This is a genomic window from Streptomyces sp. NBC_00310 (assembly GCF_036208085.1).
Taxonomy (GTDB): Bacteria; Actinomycetota; Actinomycetes; order Streptomycetales; family Streptomycetaceae; genus Streptomyces.
This window is the reverse complement of the sequence record NZ_CP130714.1, coordinates 6,053,395-6,068,170: the sequence shown is the minus strand read 5'-3', so window position 1 is coordinate 6,068,170 and position 14,776 is coordinate 6,053,395. Positions and strand designations below refer to the sequence as shown.

Sequence of the window (14,776 nt, the reverse complement as noted above, 5' to 3'; positions counted from 1 at the left end):
CACCCCCACCAGACAGAGGACGCCTTGATGCAAGAGCGCAATCCCATCCTGATCACCGGTGCCGCCGGCGAGATCGGTGGTGTGAGCCGGACGATCGTCGACATGCTGCTTGAACAAGGGCACCCGGTACGGGCATTCGTGCGCCAGGACGACGAACGCGCCCACTCGCTCCGCCAGGCAGGGGCCGAGGTCTTCGTCGGTGACCTGCTCACCATCGCCGACGTGACCGCCGCGCTGAAGGGCGTCCGCCGCATCTACTTCAGCATGAGCCTGTCGCCGTACTACACCGACGCCGTCAGCCTGATGGCCGCGGCGGCGCGGGCCCAGAGCGACATCGAGGTGTTCGTCAACATCTCCGAGTACGAGCAGTCGTTCATGACGTTCGACAAGATGACCGCGCCGGAGGAGGAACGGCGCGCGTGGCTCGGCGGACTCATTGCCAACTGGTCGCCGCAGCAGCGTGCCCACTGGGTCGCCGAGCAGGTGCTGGACTGGTCCGGCCTCCCGACCGTCAACATCCGGGGCGCCATGTTCGTCGAGAACCCGCTGATGACCTGGCTGGCACTGGAGCCCCTGAGCAAGGGTGAACTGCGCCTGCCCTTCGGCGACCACCGGCTCGCGCCCATCGCGGGGTACGACGTGGCGGAGCTGTGCGCGAAGATCCTGACCGACCCAGTGCCACACATCTCGAAGTCCTACGACCTCAACGGCCCGGAGTTGAAGGACATGCACGGGTTCGCCGAGGACTACGCGGCCGTGCTGGGACGCCCGGTCACCTACGTCCCCGAGGACGTGGAAACCTGGAACGAGACCTACGTCGACACCGCCCTGGCCGCGTTCCCGCACACGGCGGAGCACCTGAAGACCCTGACCCGGCTGATGGGCGGCGGGGGCTACCGCGGCGCCACCGACCAACTGGAAACCCTCCTCGGACGCCCGCCGAAGACCGTGCGCTGGGCGTTGGAGAATCATCCGCGCATCCGGAAGCTGGCGGCTGCCTGAGCCGCTGACCGGTCCGGGGCAGAACGAGAACACCACACCGGAGTCCTCGAACCGCACACTTCGATGAGCACTTCGTCGAGCCTCATCCGGTGCAGTTCGTCCAGCGACCGCCCGGGCACTTCCGCAGTGCTGGAGTGTCAGCGTTGCTGGTTGGCGATGCCGATGTAATGCCCGAGGCGGTACTCGAAGTCGATGCCGGCCTGCTCGACGACGGCCTGCGTGCCGGCGGCTCGGGCGAGGAACCCGGGGAGGGTGAGGGAGTGGGCGAACTCGCCGTAGGCGGCGACCAGATCCGCGTCCGGGGGCAGGGAGGCCCGGTTGATCTGGGCTTTGGCCGAGGCGAGTGAGGTGCGGTCGAAGGAGGCGAGCCGGCCGACGGTCGTGTCGACGAAGGCGTCGAGTTCGCTGTCGGGGAGGGCACGGGTGATCCAGCCCCAGCGTTCGGCGGTGTCGGCGTCGTAGTCGTCGCTGGTGAGGATGGCTTCCAGGGCGCGGTCGCGTCCGATGGCGCGTGGGAGGCGCTCGGTGCCGCCACCGCCGGGGAGCAGTCCGCTGCCGACCTCCGGCTGCCCGAAGATCGCCTTCTCCCGGCTGGCGTACCGCAGATCGAGGGCGAGGGCGAGTTCGTTCCCGCCGCCGCGGGTGCGTCCGCGGATGGCCGCGATGGTGATGTAGGGCGCCTTGGAAAGTTGTAGGACCAGATCCGTCCAGACCGGCACCTCGTTCTCGTCCTCGGGGGCGGGGAAGTCGGCGGCGGCGGCCAGGTCGAAGTGGTTGTAGAAGAAGTCGGGGGTGGCGCTGTCGAACACCACGACCTGGATGTCAGGGTCGGTGGCCAGTTCCTCCACGATCTGGATGAGGCGCAGGACGGTCTCGCCGACGATGAGGTTGACGGGCGGGTTGGCGAAGGTGATCTTCGCGACCTGGGGTGAGGTGCGCTCGTAGTGGAGGGTGCTTTGTTCGCTCATGGCCTGGTTCCAGATGCGTGAGGGATATCGGATGGCGACGGGGCGTGAAGTGGGGCGGGGACGCCTGGGGCGGATGGATGTGCCGAGCAGGTCCGGCGGACCTGCTCCCGGCCGTTGCCGCTCACTCCTGGTAGTGCGGGAGGATGTCGCCGTTCTTGACGTAGGTGAGGGCGGCGGTGACGTCGTAGGCGTGGATCGCGGAGACCAGCGGTGCCAGCTGGTGGGACATGTCCTGGATCACGTTGCCGGTGAAGAAGGCGTCCCGTGCCGCGGTGTCGGTGAACCCGAGGACGAGGGAGGCGTGGAAGCGCTGGTCGTGGGGGTTGTCGTGGGCGACGTTCGGGGTGTCCCAGAGCTTTTCGATCCAGGGCAGGAACGTCTGCGTGCGCAGCTCCTTCAGTACTCCGGTGCCGGCGAGTGCGGGGACGAGTTGCGTCTTGACGAACCTCCGGAACTCACCTGCGCCGGCCCCGTCCCTGCGGCGCAGGTAGACCATGACGCGGGAACCGACCTTCTCTCCCGGGCCTGCGACGTCGTACCAGCGGGATGAGTTCGGCGGGCCGGCGTAGAGCAGGGTGCGGCGGAACACGTTGATCTCGTCCTGGTAGGCGAGCTTCGTCTGTTTGCGCCCCTGCGAGGGCGCGAGCGCCGACTTGAAGGTGACTTCCGCGACGCCGTCGATCTTCCGGTCGACGGGGATCGAGGTCTCCACTCCGTCGGTCGCCGGCCACCGGCCGGGGTTGTGCTCGGCGAGGTGGATCTGGCGGTACTCCTCCAGGCCCGGGGTGGCGGAGATGATCCCTGAGTGCGGGCCCTTCCAGTAGTCCATGCCGGTCTGGCGGGGCTGGTCGTTGCGCACCCACAACAGGATCGATGAGGTGAGGTGCTTCTTCACGGCCGGTGGCGCGGCGGCCGGTGGCATGCTCATGGTGTTGCCTCTTCTTCCTGGTCAGGCGGTGGTCATCGGGCGAGGAACTCGACCGCGACCGGGGCGAACTCCTCGTAGTACTGGAAGATGCCGCCGTGGCCGGAGTCGGGGTAGATGATCAGCTCGCTGTTCTTGATGCGCCGGTGCAGGTCCTCGGAGAGGACCGAGGGGACCATGCGGTCGTTGTCGCCGTTGGCGATCAGCGTGGGCTGGGTGATCTTCGACAGGTCGTCGGGGGCGGAGAGCCCCCACTTCTTGATCGCCTTCAGCTGCGTCTGGAACGCCTTGACCTTGATCTCCGCGTCGCGGTCGACGGTGCGCTCCTCCAGCCGGTCGACGAACGCGTGCGCGGCGGCCTTGCCGGCGGGATCGCGGTTGAAGAACAGGAACTCCTTGGGGTCCGACCGGGTCAAGGTGGCACGCAGCGTGTCCCAGTACGTGGTGGCGACCACCTTGTCGATGTCCTTGCCGCCCTTGGGTCCGGTGCCGGTGAGGACGAGTTTGCGGACGAGTTCGGGGTGCTTCACCACCAGGGCCTGGGCGACCATGCCGCCGAGCGAGAAGGAGAAGATGTCGATCTTGTCGAAGCCGAGCGCCGAGATGAAGGTGTGGGCGTCGTCGGCCATCGCCTCGACGCTGTCCGGCACCTGGCCGGTGGAGGCTCCGATACCTCGGTTGTCGAAGGCGATGACATGACGGCCCTTGGCGATGGGGTCGATGATGCGCGGGTCCCAGTTGTCCAGGGTCCCGGCGAGGTGGACGAAGAAGACGACGGGGATGCCGCCCTTGGGCCCCAGATCGCGGTACGCGTAGGTGACGCCGCCGGCGGTGACGGTGCGGGCCGGGGCATTCGCGTAGGAGGTGATGACGGGTTCGTCCGGGGTGGCGTTGGTGTTCATGGTGGCTTCTCCTTGCTTGTTCTGTACCGGTGCGGTTCGGGCCGCCCGTCGCGGTCGGGCGGGATCAGTAGTCGCCGGTGATGACGCGCTTCGCGGCGGACGCCCCCATGGGGCAGGGAGTGTGCGGCCACCCCTTCCGAGCCCGGACTCGCAGGTCACGGGTGCCATCACCGGGAGGGTGAATCTCATTGGCGTATGGTCGTAATACTATCGGGGTGACCGGGAGGCCGCAAGCAAGTTCCGAGGTGAGTCGGATCGTGTGGCGGCCTACCGGTCGAGCTCCAGCGCATGCCGTCAGCCGGAAACGTCACGACGGAGAACGGGGTGCAGCGCGTGCGGCAGGCGAGCGCGCGGCGACGGCGACGGCGACGGCGAACGCTTGAGGATCACCCGGAAGACCGTCACTGCTCTCGCGGACCGCCTCCCGGCCCGGACCGCCGCGACCAGCGCCCTGCCTCAACGTCACCGAGAAACGGACATCACCCCGACGAACCGCCCACTGAGTGGACTGGGCGGGTGTGGAAGCTCTCCTCCGACAGGGAGCTTCCAAGCATTTCAGGCCATGCGCGCCGGCGACAGATGCGGCAAAGCGTGCTGAAACAGCCGGCGCGAATCGACATCGAACACCCGCTGAGATCTTGGTGATTGCTTCACGGTCGACAGTCGGCCGGCCCGTTGAGTGTGCGGAGTCGCCTGTCGAAGTCCCGGGCGGGAACGACATGGCGGGGCGTGCTGATGCCTCCGGCTTGTCGGGCCGAGGGCGTAGGGCAGTTTCGCGAATGCGCTGATCACGTTTCCGACACTACTGATGAAGGGATGGCAGCGAATCCGTCACCATATCGGTCACGGAGGCCGGGCTCTCGCCGGCCACCGTGACCCGGCTGACCAAGCAATGGAGCGATGACCACGCCGTCTTCCAAGCCCGCGACCTGTCGGAATCCGACTACGTCTACGTGTGGGCCGACGGCGTCCACCCCAAGATCCGCCTCGGTCAGGCCCGCTCCTGCGTCCTGGTCCTCATGGGAGTGCGCACCGATGGCTGCAAGGAGCTCATCGCGCTCGCCGAAGGACTGCGCGAGTCCATCGAGTCCTGGGCCGACCTACTACGTGACTGCCGACGGCGCGGCATGCAGGCCCCCGAGCTCGTGGTCGGTGACGGCGCGATGGGCCTGTGGCGAGCTCTCACGGAGGTGTTTCCGCAGGCCAGGCACCAAAGATGCTGGGTTCACAAAACCCGGAACGTGGTCAACGCCCTGCCGAAGTCGGCCCAGCCCGGAGCGAAGAAGGCATTCGATCAATGGCTACTGCCGGCTTGAGATTCTCCGCGATGATCCACAGGATCTGACAGTTGCTCGTGCTGTCGCATTCCGGGGATCCGATGAGCCGGCCCGTACGCCGTCGGGTCCTGTGCCACCGGGGCCGTCACGCTGCCGAGGAGCCGCAGAGCGGCATCCGACGGCGAGTCGGGCTCGGCCGTGTAGGCGATGAGGCGCTGGCCGGAGGCGCCGGGTATGACGAGGTTCTCGAAGCTGAGGTCCATCGCGCCGACCAGCGGATGACGCAGGTGCTTCACCCCGGACGTGCAGGTGCGCACCGGGTGCCGGGCCCAGCGAGAGGCGAACTCTGCGCTGTTCAAAGCGAGTTGGCCGACGAGCTCGGCGAGGGCGCGGTCATGGCGGTAGCGGCCGGCGACCAGGCGCAGGGAGGCCACGCCGAGTTGGGCCTCCTCGTTCCAGTTCGTGAACAGCTCCCGGTACCGCTCGTCCAGAAAGAGCATCCGGGTCAGGTTGGGGCGGGTGGCCGGGGTGTCGGGGCTCTCGGGCGCCAGATGTCCGGCGAGCAGCGCGTGCCCCATACGGTTCCAGGCGAGGACGTCGTTGTGCCGGTCCAGGACCAGGGCCGGCACGTCGCTCATGGCCGCCAGCAACTGCCGGGCCGAGGCGCCGGCGTGGGCCACCCGGGGCGGAGTCGGCCGGGACGAAGCGGCAGCGGGGCGGGCGAGGTCCTTCAGATGGGCCGTCTCGTCGTCGGAGAGGCGCAGCGTACGCGCTATCGCCTCCAGCACACCGTCGGAGGCGTTGGTGGCACGGCTCTGTTCGAGACGGGTGTAGTGGGTGATGCTGACCCCGGCCAGCATCGCCAACTCCTCACGGCGCAAACCGCTGACGCGGCGGCGGGTCGGGTGCGGGGTGATGCCGACGTCCTCGGGGCGCAGTGCGGCGCGACGCGACTTGAGGAAGTCTCCCAGCTCGGACCGGGCGTCCATCCATGCCTCCAGGTCGGCGGTGTGCGACAGGCCGTGGCCACTGACGTCCCATGATGCCCGCCCGTCCCGAAGGCCGGAGGCCGTAAGGGTGGTCATGTGATGACTACCCTCACGCCGGCTGTGCGCGACAGGGTGCTGGCTGGGGTTCCGGGTGTCGACGAGTCTCTTCCTCCGTAACCGCGCGTGACGCGACCGAGCGCGCCGGATGTCAGGAAACGTGAGGAAACCGTGAAGAAAGGGACTCGACGTCATGTCTGTCACTGATTCGGAGGCGGCCCGTACCGTCTCCGGCACCGCCGCCGGCACGGCCCCGGCCGCGCTCACCCCCCGGCTCCGGCTGATGCTGGTGCTGTTGCTCGCGGCCCAGTTCATGCTGGCCGTGGACTTCTCCATCCTGAACGTGGCGCTGCCGGTGATCGGTGAGGGACTGGGCTTCTCGCTGTCACATCTGCAGTGGATCGCCACGTCGTTCGCGCTGTGCGCCGCGGGCTTCACCCTGCTGTTCGGCCGCGTCGCGGACCTGTTCGGCCGCCGCCGGCTGTTCCTCGGCGGCCTCGTCGTCCTGGGCGCGGCCTCGCTCGTGGGCGGCCTGGCGCAGAACCCCGAGGTACTGATCGCGGCCCGCGTCCTCCAGGGCCTGGCCACCGCCGCCGTCACCCCCGCCGGACTGTCGCTCCTGACGACCTCGTTCCCGGAGGGCCCGCTGCGCGAGAAGGCGCTCGGCCTCAACGGGGCGCTGATGTCGGCCGGCTTCACCACCGGCGCCATACTCGGCGGCCTGCTGACCGACCTGCTGTCGTGGCGCTGGGCGTTCTTCATCAATGTGCCCGTCGCCCTCGCCGTGCTCGTCATCGCCCCGACGGTCATCAAGGAGTCCCGCCCCGACGAGCGCCCCAAGCTGGACCTGCCCGGCGCCGTCAGCGTCACGCTCGGTCTGCTGGCCATCGTCTTCGGCCTCACCCAGGCGGGCGAGAAGGGGTGGGGCTCGGCCGAGGCCCTGTTGTCGCTGACCGTGGGTGCGGCCCTGTTGCTGGTGTTCTACGCCGTCGAGCGCAAGGTGTCCGCGCCGCTCGTACCGCTCGCAGTGCTCGGCAAACGGTCGGTGACCTGGGGAAACATCGCCGGACTGATCGCGTTCCTCACCGAGACCTCCCTGGTCTTCCTGCTGACCCTCTACCTCCAGGAAGTGCTCGGCTTCTCGCCGCTCGCCGCCGGCCTGTCCTTCGGCGTGCTGGGCGTCGGCACGGTCGTCGGCGGCACGATCGCCCCGAAGGTCATCGGGCGGATCGGCAGCAGGTCGACGCTGATCACCGGCGGCATTCTGCAGACCGCCTTCACGGCCGCGCTGCTCGGCCTCGGCGACGACCGCTCATGGATGTGGCTGCTGCTGATCGGCACCTTCGTCGGCGGGGTCGGCAACATGCTCGTCATCGTGGGCTTCATGGTCACCGCCACCTCGGGCCTCGCCGATCACGAACAGGGTCTGGCCACCGGCCTCGCCACCATGACCCAGCAGGTCGGCATCACCATGGGCACGCCGCTCATGAGCGCCGTCGTCACCGCCGCCGTGACCGGTACCGGATCCTCGGCCCTCCTCGGCGGTCTGAAGGTCGCGATCGCGGTGAACGCCGCCATCGTGCTCCTCGGCACCCTCACCAGTGCTCTGTTCGTGCGCACCCGGTCGAGTACGCGGTAACGGCGATCCTCCCCCGTTCCCCGGCACCGTGCCCAGAGCCGCGCACCGCAGCCGCAGCCAGAACGCGTCCGGTGCCTTGAAGTACCGCCGAATACAGATGCGGACGTCCCCCTCGTCGAGGTCCACGTCTTCCCGGTGCGGGCCGAGCTCCTCATCTCGCCGGAGGGTGGTCGTGGGTCAGAACCGCGGGGCCCGTGCCCCCGTCGCGATCAGGATGAACTGGGCGTAGGAGTCGGCGTTCATCAGGGCGCGCCGGCCCATGGCGTACCAGTTCGGCTGCCGGTCGGAGTCCTTGTTCTGGCCGCTGTACTCGGAGGGGTCCCGCAGGGCGCGCTTGCCGAGCATGGCCGCTTCGCTCGCCGCCGCCGTGTCGGGCATGACCGACGCCATCTCGGCGTTGAAGTCCTCCTCCTGCAACTCCGAATCGCGCGCGCTGTACTGGTAGTCCAGCGTGCCGGCGAACCGGTGGGTCGCCTCGTGGATGATGTACCAGGCGTTCTGGCCCTCGTCGGTCAGGTTGATCGGGCCGCTGCGGCCGGCGTCCAGGGTCGGAAGGGCCTCGCTCTTCTGCTGGTTCGGGTTGGTCACGCGGTTGTACATGTCGCTCATGCTGGGGGCGACCCAGCCCGCGACTCCGCGGGGGACGTTGCCGTCGCCGACCAGGGCGATCTCCGCCCCCTGGGCGTTCAGCCCTGCCTGGATGCGCCGCACGACCTCGACGATCCGCGGCAGGAAGGTGGCGATCTGCTCGGGGGTCGCGGCCCGGAACGCCGGGAAGCCCGATTGGAGTCCCGTCAGCAGCGGGCCGCCCGGAGCGCCTCCCGCCGCCTGCAGCATGGCGAGGGCCGTCGAGATGGCCTGCTTGGCCTCCACCAGGGCCCGGCGAGTCTGGGACTCGCGCTTCGGGTACTGGTGATCCGGGATGGTGCCGTTCTTGGAGAACTTCGCGTTCGCGCTGCTGTGCACCTGCTGGGTCGCGTCGTCGTAGATGTCCCCGTGCCGCGGTGTGCCCTGGCCGTTGATGCCCAGCTGTGTGGAGGTGCGGAACTCACCGGGGTTGCTCCTGTTGCGCCAGCGGGTCTCCCGGCCGGAGCGGGGGTCGTTGAAGCTGGCGCCCTGGTCGAACTCCCAGACCGTTCGCTGGACCGCCGGGCCGCCGTGGGGCCCACCGTCCAGCGCCTCGACCGTCCCGGCGGCCGGGACCCGCTGGGCCGTCCGCTCCGCGCCGTCCGCCTCCTGAGCGACCGCGTGCCGCGCGACGACCGACGGCGCGGTGGCCGCTCCCGCCGTGAAGGCGGCGCCGTCGGCGACGGCCGCGCGCTCCGAGCCCTGCCCCGGGTCGGTCACCGTGACACCGGCGCCGTTGTCGTTGCCCGTCTCGCGGATTCCCCGGAGGTTCTTGTCGAGGTGGCTGGTCTCGTGGGCGAGGGTCTCGGTGTCGCCGACGGCCGACGAGCCGAGGAAGATGTGGCTTCCGATCGTCATGGCCCGCGCGCCCAGCGCCGCGGTGGCGCGCTGGGCGGTCGCGTTGTCGTGGACCCGGCCCGCGGAGAGGGCGTCGTTGCCGTAGAACGCCTTCGCCTTGGTGAGGAAGGGGCCCGGCAGCGGGCTGCTCGGCGTTGCCATCGCGGCGTCGATGAGGCTGCGATGGTCTGTCGGGTGGGTGTCCTCGGCGACGTCGTGCCCGCGGCTGTGGCCTGTGGTCTCCCGGCGCTGGACGGCCGGGTCCGCGTGCTCGCATCCCGGGCCGTGCTGGTGCCGCTCCCGCTCGACCATGCGGGCCACCGCGGTGTTCCCCGCCGTCCGCTGGAGGTCCAGCATCCGCTGGACCGGCGCACTGGGCTGGATCACGCGGTGGGCAGTGTCCAGTTCGCCCGACGACAGGTTCCGCTTTCCCCGCGCGTACATGACGTTCCCTTCGACACCCCGGACGGCTGACCGTCCATCCTTACCGGAGCCGCGCCGCCGGCACAGGTCCGCGAGGGCAGTTCCCGGGGCAGCCGTGACGGAGGGAACGTCCGGGTCCCCGGGGCCCCGGGCATCGGTGAGGGCGGGAGCAGATCCGGCGTCCGGCCGTCGCCGGGGCCGTGCTCCCAGAGCCCTGGCTCCCTAGGGCGTGCTCCACGTTCCGCGGCGGGCTCGCGCATCACCGCCGATCGCGGGGGCGTGTCCCTTGTTCTCCTGAACCGGCCGCACCGGGCTCATGCCGAAACGGCGTGGCCAACTACACACCGGCCCGATACCCCACCACCACAGCTGGAAAGCGTGCGCTTGTGGTCGACGTACAGCAGTGCTGCGCGGCCAGTGTCGTGCCCTTGTGTGCCCTGGGGCGCCCTTTCCACGGGTGTCTGACGACCCCTCACAGTTGAGGTTCCTCCGGCCCGGACACACGGGGCAGCCGGACGGTGAACACCGCTCCGCTGCCGGGGGTGTTGCCGACGGTGACGGTTCCGCCGTGTGCCTCGACGAACTGGCGCACGATGGACAGGCCGAGACCGCTGCCCCCGGTGCGTCTGCTGCGGGATTTCTCGGCGCGCCAGAACCGTTCGAGGACATGGGGCAGGTCTTCGGGGGAGATGCCGTCTCCCGTGTCGCGCACGGTCAGGACGGCCTCGTTCGCCGTCCGCCGGGCGCTGAGGGTGACCGTGCCTTGCGTGGGAGTGTGCCGCAGCGCGTTGGAGACGAGGTTGCCCAGGACCTGGCGCATGCGCACCGGGTCGGCGTCCATCCAGAGCCCTGGGTCGGCCTCCGCCCGCAGGTGTACGACCGCGGCTTCGGCGCGGCTGCGATGGGCGGCGGCGACCTGGCCGATCAGCTCGTCCGCGGCCAGCGGTTCCCGGTGCAGCCGCAGGGTGCCGGCGTCACCCGCGGCGAGGTCGCACCTCTCCTCCTCCGTGGGCTCCCGCGTGCCGGTTCCCGCCGCGGTCCTGGCCCTGGCCCTGGCCCTCACCCTGGCCGGGTGCGGCGGCCCCGGTACCGGGACGCCGGGGGACGCCACCTCGGCCACCACCAGTGCGCAGGACACCCGGCCCGTCACGTCCAGCACGGCTCGCGCCCGATCCCGGCCGAGCGCGGCCGGCGAAACGAACGCGGCCGGCGAAAGGGCCCCGGACGCCAAAACCGCGGACCCGAGCCCTTCCGCACCGGCCGACCTTCCGGGCCTCGGCCCGAGGACTCTCGCCGAGATCCCCGACAACGCCCGGCAGGTCGTCGTCGTCACCGGGCAGGACAAGAACTCCCGAGCGCTCAGGCTCCGAGACGGCAGGGGGCCCGGTACGCGAGTGCCGGCCGTGAGTGGCTGATGCGGGGGCTCCCATCCCGTCTGCCGCCGACCCGAGCAGAGCCGACCAGACGCGGCCCCTGGCGTCCAGGTCGTTCGTACAGTGGTGGGTTGAGGCGGATGATGCCGCGGCCACGGCAGACCCACAACATCCGGAAGCCGGGAATGGGAGCCGCCTCGATGGGGTGACTTCGCTCGGAGAAGATGTGTGGGGTGGGAGTGTCCGGAGCACGGTCACGGCTGCCAGCCGATAGGTTGCGGCAACCTGCTCACAGGCGACGGCCGGACTCGGGCCGGCAGCCTTACCCACCCGACGGCGAGTAGGTCGAGCGGGTGCCACGGGCCGGGTGCCTCTTGGTTGGGCGCACCAAGCGTGTATGGCCTTGCCTGCGCGGGCCGACGGCGTGGAGGGCCGCGATGAGGGTGCCGAACATGGGCGACGACAAAGAGGCTGCGCCGACGCCCGACGAGATCCAGGCCAGGGTCGGAAAGCGCCTGGACGACGTCGCCAAGATCCTGGCCGGTGCGCTGATCACCGTTGCCGGGATCATGACGGCTCTCGGGCTGTCCAGCGACGTCGTGTTCGTCGCTCTCAACAACAAGTCATGGCCGATCTACGTGGCCTCGCTCTGCGCCATCCTCGCCATCGTCTGCAGCATCGTCGCCCTACTCATCCACCCCACCCGGCGGGGCAACCTGTGGGAGACCTGCGTTCTCATCCTTGGAGTGGTCTTCTACATGGTGGCTCTCAGCGTGGCGGTGATCGGCGCGGCCAAGGCTGCCGGCGGGAACGGACGACCCAACATCACCGACGTCAAGATCGAAGGCCCTCGGTCCCATTTGCAACTCAGCTTCGACGTGCATGCCGACGGCGTAGAGATGTCGGCGACCATCCAGGTGTACGTGACCGCCACCAAGGCTGACTTGGACACGCCCATCCGGGGCTCGGTCGACGACTACTCAAGTGAACTCAGACCTGACGAAACGGGCACGGTCGAGCAGCGAGTCAGCATGCCGATGACCCTTCCACCACAGGCGGGGGGCATCAGCATCACGGCCCTCAACGCGAGTAACGGAACCGACGATCTGTGTGAATCACGCAGCCAACGCGGGCCGACCTGCACACGTATCCGAATCCCGTGAGGCGTGGCCGTGAGGCTATGACGTGGCGGTCACGGGCATGTCCGGCTCCGACTCCGGCTCCGGCTCCGACTCGGACTCAGGCGACGGCCGGTGGGCCGCCGCCATCGGCAGGCTCAGCACCATCGTGAGGCCGCCGCCCGGTGTGTCCTCGGCGTGGAGGGTGCCGCCGATGGCCTCGGCGAAGCCGCGGGCCACGGCCAGCCCCAGCCCCACACCGGCACCACGCGGGGCGTCGCCATAGCGCTGGAAGGGTTCGAAGATGCGGTCCTTGGCCTCGTCGGGGACGCCCGGGCCGCGGTCCACGACGCGTACCTCCACCCGGTTCGCGATGGCGCTCGCCGAGACCAGGACCGGGGTGCCCGCGGGGCTGTACTTCACCGCGTTCTCGACGATGTTGGCGACGGACCGCTCCATGAGGCCCCGGTCGACGGCGACCATGGGCAGCGTCTCGGGGATGTCCAGGTCGACGCTGCCCTCGGGGACGCCGCCGAGTGCCATCGGGATGACCTCGTCGACGTCGGTCTCGCGGATGATCGGGGTGACGGTGCCGGTCTGGAGACGGGACATGTCGAGGAGGTTGCCGACGAGGAGGTCGAGGCGGTCGGCGCCCTCCTCGATGGCCTCCAGCAGTTCCGCATGGTCCTCCTCCGACCACTCGACGTCGTCCGAGCGCAGGGAGGTGACGGCCGCCTTGATGGCGGCGAGCGGGGTGCGCAGGTCGTGGCTGACGGCGGCCAGCAGGGCGGTGCGGATGCGGTTGCCCTCGGCGAGTTCCTTGGCCTGGTCGGCCTCCTGCTTCAGGCGTCGGCGGTCCAGTACGACGGCGGCCTGGGCGGCGAAGGCCGCGAGAACGCGGCGGTCCTCGGCGGGTGGGACCCGTCCGGTCAGCGCGAGGGTCATGTGGTCGCCGACCGGCACGTCGACGTCCGCCTCCTCGGGGGTGGCACAGGGCCCAGGGCCCACGCTGCCGGCGCAGGTCCACGGGTCCACGTCGCTCGCGCGTTCGAGCAGGGCCGCCGACTCCATGGAGAAGGTTTCGCGGACCCGCTCCAGCAGGGCCTCCAGACTGGTCTCGCCGCGCAGGACGTTGCCGGCCAGGAAGGAGAGGATCTCCGACTCCGCCCGCAGCCGGGCGGCCTGATGGGTGCGGCGGGCGGCGAGGTCGACGACGGAGGCGACGGACACCGCGACGCCGACGAAGATCGCGATGGCGACGATGTTCTTCGGGTCGGCGATGGTGAGGGTGTGGACGGGTGGAGTGAAGTACCAGTTCAGGAGCAGGGACGCGGCCACCGCCGAGGCCAGTGCCGGGAAGAGCCCGCCCAGCAGGGCCGCCGCCACCGTCGTCGTCAGCAACAGCAGCATGTCGTTGGCGAGCCCGACGTCCGGGAGGACGCCGCTCAGCAGCCAGGTCAGCAGCACGGGCCCGCCGAGGCCGACGAGCCAGCCCCAGATCAGGCGGGCTCGGCCGAGGCGGGCGCCCCGGCTGACCGGGAGTCCGCGCCCCTTGCCGGCCTCGTCGTGGGTGATGAGGTGGACGTCGAGGTCGGGTCCGGAGTCCCGGGCGACGGTCGCGCCGACGCCCGGTCCGAAGACGTACTGCCAGCCCTTGCGGCGGGAGACGCCCAGCACGATCTGGGTGGCGTTGACCCCGCGCGCGAAGTCGAGCAGCGCGACCGGTATGTCCTCCCCGACGACCTGGTGGAAGGTGCCGCCGAGGTCCTCGACAAGGGTGCGCTGGACGGCCAGCTCCTTCGGCGAGGCCGCGGTCAGGCCGTCGCTGCGGGAGATGTAGACGGCCATCACCTCACCGCCCGCGCCCTTCTCCGCGAGCCGCACGGCCCGGCGGATCAGCGTCCGGCCCTCCGGTCCGCCGGTCAGCCCGACGACGATCCGCTCTCGCGAGCCCCAGATCTTCGACACCCGGTGCTCGCTGCGGTACTCGGTGAGATAGGCGTCCACCCGGTCCGCCACCCACAGCAGCGCCAGCTCGCGCAGCGCGGTCAGGTTCCCTGGCCGGAAGTAGTTCGACAGGGCCGCGTCGACCTTGTCCGGCTTGTAGATGTTGCCGTGGGCCATCCGCCGCCGCAGCGCCTGCGGGGACATGTCGACCAGCTCGATCTGGTCGGCCCGCCGTACGACCTCGTCCGGCACGGTCTCCCGCTGCCGTACGCCGGTTATCGACTCGACGACGTCGCCGAGCGACTCCAGGTGCTGGATGTTCACGGTCGATATCACGTTGATCCCGGCGGCCAGCAGTTCCTCCACGTCCTGCCAGCGCTTGTCGTTGCGGGAGCCGGGAACGTTGGTGTGGGCGAGTTCGTCCACGAGCACCACGTGCGGGTGCCGGGCGAGGACGGCGTCCACGTCCATCTCCGTGAAGACGGTGTCCCGGTACTCCAGTTCCCTGCGCGCGGTCTGCTCCAGACCGTGCAGCATCACCTCGGTACGCGGACGGCCGTGATGCTCGACGAAGGCCACCACGCAGTCGGTGCCCCGCTCCACGCGGCGGTGCGCCTCGGACAGCATGGCGTAGGTCTTGCCGACGCCGGGGGCCGCGCCGAGGTAGATCCGGAGCTTGCCGCGTGCCATGT

At 69.8% G+C, this 14,776-nt stretch carries 9 protein-coding genes and 2 pseudogenes; 4 read left to right on the top strand and 7 right to left on the bottom strand.

Annotation, left to right across the window (positions count from 1 at the left end; genetic code table 11):
- Positions 1 to 27: 27 nt before the first annotated feature.
- Positions 28 to 1,002: an NmrA family NAD(P)-binding protein gene (locus OG202_RS26630; RefSeq protein ID WP_326579941.1), complete on the top strand. Its 975-nt coding sequence runs from the start codon at positions 28 to 30 to the stop codon at positions 1,000 to 1,002.
- A 137-nt stretch (positions 1,003 to 1,139) separates the two neighbouring features.
- Here OG202_RS26630 and OG202_RS26625 read toward each other — a convergent pair whose 3' ends face one another.
- The 3 genes from OG202_RS26625 to OG202_RS26615 form a co-directional block, all read right to left on the bottom strand.
- The gene (locus OG202_RS26625; protein WP_326579943.1) at positions 1,140 to 1,970 is read right to left on the bottom strand and encodes an enoyl-CoA hydratase/isomerase family protein; all 831 of its coding nucleotides are present in this window, start codon (positions 1,968 to 1,970) and stop codon (positions 1,140 to 1,142) included.
- Between the two features lie 121 nt (positions 1,971 to 2,091).
- On the bottom strand, positions 2,092 to 2,898 hold the full coding sequence (locus OG202_RS26620) for a strictosidine synthase (RefSeq protein ID WP_326579945.1): 807 nt from the start codon (positions 2,896 to 2,898) through the stop codon (positions 2,092 to 2,094).
- 32 nt (positions 2,899 to 2,930) lie between these two features.
- Complete coding sequence (locus OG202_RS26615) at positions 2,931 to 3,797, bottom strand: alpha/beta fold hydrolase (RefSeq protein ID WP_328223703.1); 867 nt, start codon at positions 3,795 to 3,797, stop codon at positions 2,931 to 2,933.
- 851 nt (positions 3,798 to 4,648) lie between these two features.
- Between OG202_RS26615 and OG202_RS26610 the strand changes: the two are divergent.
- Positions 4,649 to 5,095, top strand: a pseudogene (locus tag OG202_RS26610) (IS256 family transposase); the annotation flags it as partial.
- Here the strand turns inward: OG202_RS26610 and OG202_RS26605 are convergent.
- On the bottom strand, positions 5,092 to 6,063 hold the full coding sequence (locus OG202_RS26605; RefSeq protein WP_327732163.1) for a helix-turn-helix transcriptional regulator: 972 nt from the start codon (positions 6,061 to 6,063) through the stop codon (positions 5,092 to 5,094). The pseudogene OG202_RS26610 and the gene OG202_RS26605 overlap by 4 nt on opposite strands.
- A gap of 250 nt (positions 6,064 to 6,313) precedes the next feature.
- Between OG202_RS26605 and OG202_RS26600 the strand changes: the two genes are divergently transcribed.
- Entirely contained in the window at positions 6,314 to 7,759 is a 1,446-nt protein-coding gene (locus tag OG202_RS26600; protein WP_327728538.1) for an MFS transporter, read from the top strand.
- 177 nt (positions 7,760 to 7,936) lie between these two features.
- Here OG202_RS26600 and OG202_RS26595 read toward each other — a convergent pair whose 3' ends face one another.
- Together OG202_RS26595 and OG202_RS26590 are read right to left on the bottom strand one after the other, a co-directional pair.
- The gene (locus OG202_RS26595; RefSeq protein WP_328223702.1) at positions 7,937 to 9,667 is read right to left on the bottom strand and encodes an eCIS core domain-containing protein; all 1,731 of its coding nucleotides are present in this window, start codon (positions 9,665 to 9,667) and stop codon (positions 7,937 to 7,939) included.
- Positions 9,668 to 10,118: 451 nt separating this feature from the next.
- Positions 10,119 to 10,637 (bottom strand): annotated as a pseudogene (locus tag OG202_RS26590) (sensor histidine kinase); the annotation flags it as partial.
- Positions 10,638 to 11,471: 834 nt separating this feature from the next.
- On the opposite strand from OG202_RS26590, the gene OG202_RS26585 reads away from it, so the two are divergent.
- Entirely contained in the window at positions 11,472 to 12,182 is a 711-nt protein-coding gene (locus OG202_RS26585; RefSeq protein ID WP_326579956.1) for a hypothetical protein, read from the top strand.
- Positions 12,183 to 12,197: 15 nt separating this feature from the next.
- Here the strand turns inward: OG202_RS26585 and OG202_RS26580 are convergent, their stop codons facing one another.
- Entirely contained in the window at positions 12,198 to 14,774 is a 2,577-nt protein-coding gene (locus OG202_RS26580; protein WP_328223701.1) for a sensor histidine kinase KdpD, read from the bottom strand.
- Between the last annotated feature and the right edge of the window lie 2 nt (positions 14,775 to 14,776).